Source organism: Mycoplasma sp. 773 (assembly GCF_053851515.1).
Map to the genome: position 1 here is coordinate 1 of NZ_JBSQAV010000014.1, position 4,649 is coordinate 4,649.

A 4,649-nucleotide genomic window follows, 5' to 3' on the forward strand; every position below is an offset into this window, starting at 1 on the left:
TCTGCATTTCCATCAATAAGATTTAAGGAATTTACTAACGCTTGAGAACAGGAAAGGTTGGGAGAAATAGCGAAAATTACAAATGGAAAAAGTAATTCTAATGACTCGGTAAAAAATGGGGCATATCCTTTTTATATAAGATCAGAAGAAATACGTAGAAGTAATAAATATTTATATGATGAAGAAGCGATAATAACAATTGGAGAGGGAAATATAGGAAAAGTATTTCATTATGTAAATGGTAAGTTTGATCTACACCAAAGGTGTTATAAGATAAGTAATTTTAATTCAAATATATATGGTAAGTTTTTTTATTATTACTTTTCACAGAATTTTTATAAAAGGGCTATTACGGATAGTTCTAAAGCCACTGTCGATTCTATTAGACTAGAAACAATAACAGGAATGGCGATTAATATTCCTATCTTATTAAAAGAACAAATTAAAATATCAACTATTTTTGATTTTTTTAACACCCTCATCACCCTTCATCAGCGTGGGCATAATTGGGGGAGAGATGAGAAAAAAATCAGAAATTTTATTTTATAAATATTTTCAAAATTGAATTTTTGTATATAAAAAAGGTTCTATAAGAAACGTTAGTTTTAAAAAATACGAGTTATCATTAGATTGAATAATTAAATTGGTGCCTGAGTTAAGATTGTGCGATATAGATAGAATGGAATACCAAAAAATATTGAATGATTATGCTACTTATCATGAAAAACAAACAACAATGGATTTTCACCACCATTTAAAAAGCGCATTATTAGATGCATTTGATGAAGGTTTAATAGATAATGATCCTACTAGAAAGGTTGTTATAAAGGGTAAACCACCTAAAAAGAAAGCGCAGAAGTTTTTAAGTCAATTTGAGCTTCAATTGCTCCTAAAAACCTTGAAATTAAACGAAAAAATTAATTGTGATTGATTGTTGCTTTTAATAGCGAAAACTGGCTTGCGGTTTTCGGAAGCTATAGCAATCACGCCGGAAGACTTTGATTTTTCAAAACAAACATTGAATATAACTAAGACATGAAATTATAAAGAAAATGGTGGTTTTTTACCTACCAAAAATAAAACTTCGGTTAGAAAAATTCCATTAGATTGAATGACTATTTCACAGTTCTCGAGTCTTGTTAAAGACTTGCCAGGTGATAGACCTATATTTATCCTTAAGAAAAAAATTTATAATTCTACTATTAATGATACACTTAGCAGAAGATGCAAAACAGCAAATGTTCCTATCATAACTATTCACGGTTTAAGACATACTCATGCATCATTATTGTTGTACGCCGGGGTATCGATTGCTTCTGTTGCTAAAAGGCTTGGTCATTCTAGTATGAACACAACTGAGAGAATATATTTGCATATTATTAACGAGTTAGAGAATAAAGATATCGATGTTGTTATGCGTTCAATATCGAGTTTAAACTAAAATATATCAATGCCCACACTAAAAAATAGAACCAAATAGGTTCTATTTTTTTTCCTTGTATTGCTTTATAAGATCAATAATTAGGGGTCTTAGCTTATATTTAGGGCCGTCCGGGGATTTAACAAGCGGTCAAATATAAGCTTCAAAATTATTGTTTTTATTAATGTCTTCTTTAATATCTATATAGCAATTATTTACGAATTCTTCAATTTTTTCTTTTTCGAGTCCATATATCGCTAATTCATCAAGATTTTTTTGTAGTTCTTCTTGTTTTTTTTGTTTTCAAAAGTCATTTAAACTAGGTTTATTATTATCGGGAAGATTACATCATTCCTTAATTCATTCGGGATTTTTAATATAATACTTGCTTAAAACATGAGGTATCGATTTGCAAGTTCTTAATTCTAATTCAAGATTTGTGAAAAAATTTTTATCATAAAGTTCTTGCTTTTTATTGTTTTGAATATCTTTTAGAATTTCAGTATTATAAAATCTAAGCTCATCATCCGAATCATTAAAAGTTGCTAATGAATTAAGATTGGTTAAAATAACATCAATTTCATATATTTTCACATCAATTCTTTCGGATATTTCTTTATCAAAGGACATCAATTTTTCATTTTCTTCTCATTTAAAACTCAATAAGTTTAATGAATTTATTAAGCGTTTAATTTTGCACAAATGATTATAAGCCTTTTTAAGATTTTTAACTTTGTTTATATCATTAGTGTCAAATGATTCAATATTTTCGAATCAGTTAATACCTAATTCTTTGAATAATTTTTCAACTTCTTTATATTCTTCATTTGCATATTTTACTATAGATGATGTATCGGAAACTGTGATTATTGTTAAATCCTCATAAGCATATTTTCTAAATGCATCCTCAACATTTTTCTTCATGTGATATGGAAATTTGTAAAAATGTGCTCTACCAAATTCTTTATGAATATTATATTTTCTATTAGTTCGCGAAACACTTTGGACTAAATTTTGTGATTCTTGTTGTTTATCAAAATATACTGTTTGAATATATTTTGAATCAAAGCCGGTTAACATCTGATTTACTACAATTAACAAGTTTATAGTTTTTGAATCATCATCTTCATCCATATTGATTCTTTTTAGTCTTTGCGAAATGTCTTTTTTGAATAGTTCGTGTTCATCATTTTGGTTAATAATTTTAAAATCGAAGTCTTGTTCGTATTTTTTATATATTTCTTTAAATGCTTCTTCAAGCTTTTCAAGTTTTTGTGGAGACTCATCACTATCTAATGATCTTGTAAATAAAGCGGTGAATTTAAAATTACGTTTTTCATCTTTTATATCAAGATCATTTATATGTTTATTAAATATACGGAAATATTTTATTGCATCTTCAATACTTGAAGTGGCCAAAATTGAAGAAAAATTATATTTAAAACCATTAGATTTCGCCAAATTATATCAATCGTCTAAAATGCTTTCAACTACAAGATTTTTATATAAATCGCTTTCATAAATATAGTTAATTTCATCTTCTAATTCAATTAGTTTATCCAAATTATCTGATTTTTTATTAAATTCTTCTAATTTTTTAGTAACTTCGTATGGAGCATCATTTTTTAAAGAAAGAAGCTCTTGTTTTAATGTTTCATTTTTAATGGAATTTAATTTTTCAGTACAAAATTTTTTATTATGTTCAATATTGCAATTAAATGCTCACTTATATAAATCTTCAAATATATTATATTTACAACTAAATTTTAGAACCTTTTCTTGTACTATAGCATCCCCTAGAGTATAGCTATGTAATTTTTCGCCAAAAATATCATATGTTTTAGGTGTTTCATCAAAAATAGGGGTTCCAGTAAAACCGAAAATTATGGTTTTTTTCTTAAAGGTATTTTTAATTTTGCTCATCATTGAGCCAAATGTACTACGGTGGGCTTCATCAAAGATTAAGACAATTCTTTTTTTATCAAGAATATTTTTATGATCTTCATTTATACGATCTAATTTCTGAATTGAAGTTACAATGATTGGTTGATCTTCGTTTTTTCTTGTCTTATTTTGCAAATCTCTTGTACTAGAAACATCAGTAACCTTTTTATCATGTTTTACAAACTCATTATAGGTTTGATCCACTAATTCAATTCTATCAGCTACAAATATTACTAAATCAGCAAGATTATGCTCAATTATTAATGAACTAGTCTTAAAGCTAGTGAAGGTTTTTCCTGAACCTGTAGCATGTCAAATGAATCCCCCTTTAATAGGTTCATCATTTTCTGCTAAAAAAAGATCCGTTTTTCTAATTTTATCAAGAATTTTCTTAACAGCATAGTATTGGTAACTTCTTAAAATTTTTAGTTCATCGCCGTCCGGAATAGTGTAGTCACAAATTAATTCTAATGACATTGGAATAGATAAAAAGTTTTTAACGACATCAACTCAATTATTAATCTCATTTTTATTAGTCTCATCATACCAATTAATAAATTTTAATTCTCTATTTCTTGGCGAATATTCCATTTTTAGTGGATTCATTGCAACTACTATATGAATGAATTTAAAGATACCATTATAAATGCTTTTTGTTGCTTCATTATAATTTATTAATTGATTTTTTGCATTAATAATACTTTTATCTTTATTTTTTAATTCAATATGAATAAGTGGTATTCCATTTATTAATAAGAAAATATCGCTTCTTTTTTGGTCGTTATTAGCATTATTAATTGTAACTTGTCTTGCAATTTGAAAATAATTTTTACCACCGTCATTATTTAGTTGTTCCTTATGAATTAAGGTTAAAGGGATTATTTTTTGTTCTCTTTTTAATTGCAATCCTTGATTTGGTTTTATAATGTTTCTATTAACTTGAGCAATATTTTGTTGAGATTGTATTTCATTTATTAATAGATCTAATTCTTTTTCAGTGATTGGTTTACCGTCAAGTTTATCCACATTGTTATGGTTTAAGATACGCAATCAATTTAACTTTAAATCATGTTCGCTAACATTATTTAATTCATTATCAATATTTAATTGACCAAAACCTTGATTTTTTCAACCATTATCTAATAAAAGCTTTACAACATTTTCTTCGAATTCGGCTTCATTTTTGAAATTTTCATTGTTAAAATTAAGTTTTGACATATTGCTCCTATACAAACATCTTTTCTAATAAGGTTTTTTTGATATTTTCTAAGGCATTTAACTTACG

3 protein-coding genes are annotated in these 4,649 nt (G+C 26.5%); 2 read left to right on the forward strand and 1 reads right to left on the reverse strand.

Annotated elements, in window-relative coordinates; translation table 4 throughout:
* Positions 1–549 (forward strand): restriction endonuclease subunit S (locus ACWXVJ_RS03110; protein WP_455966505.1); only part of this gene is annotated, 549 nt, incomplete at its 5' end.
* The gene (locus ACWXVJ_RS03115; protein ID WP_438340633.1) at positions 518–1,441 is read left to right on the forward strand and encodes a tyrosine-type recombinase/integrase; all 924 of its coding nucleotides are present in this window, start codon (positions 518–520) and stop codon (positions 1,439–1,441) included. The genes ACWXVJ_RS03110 and ACWXVJ_RS03115, both read left to right, overlap by 32 nt.
* Before the next feature lie 42 nt (positions 1,442–1,483).
* Here the strand turns inward: ACWXVJ_RS03115 and ACWXVJ_RS03120 are convergent, their stop codons facing one another.
* Positions 1,484–4,582, reverse strand: coding sequence for an HsdR family type I site-specific deoxyribonuclease (locus tag ACWXVJ_RS03120; RefSeq protein WP_455966506.1), 3,099 nt, complete (start codon positions 4,580–4,582; stop codon positions 1,484–1,486).
* Positions 4,583–4,649 lie beyond the last annotated feature (67 nt).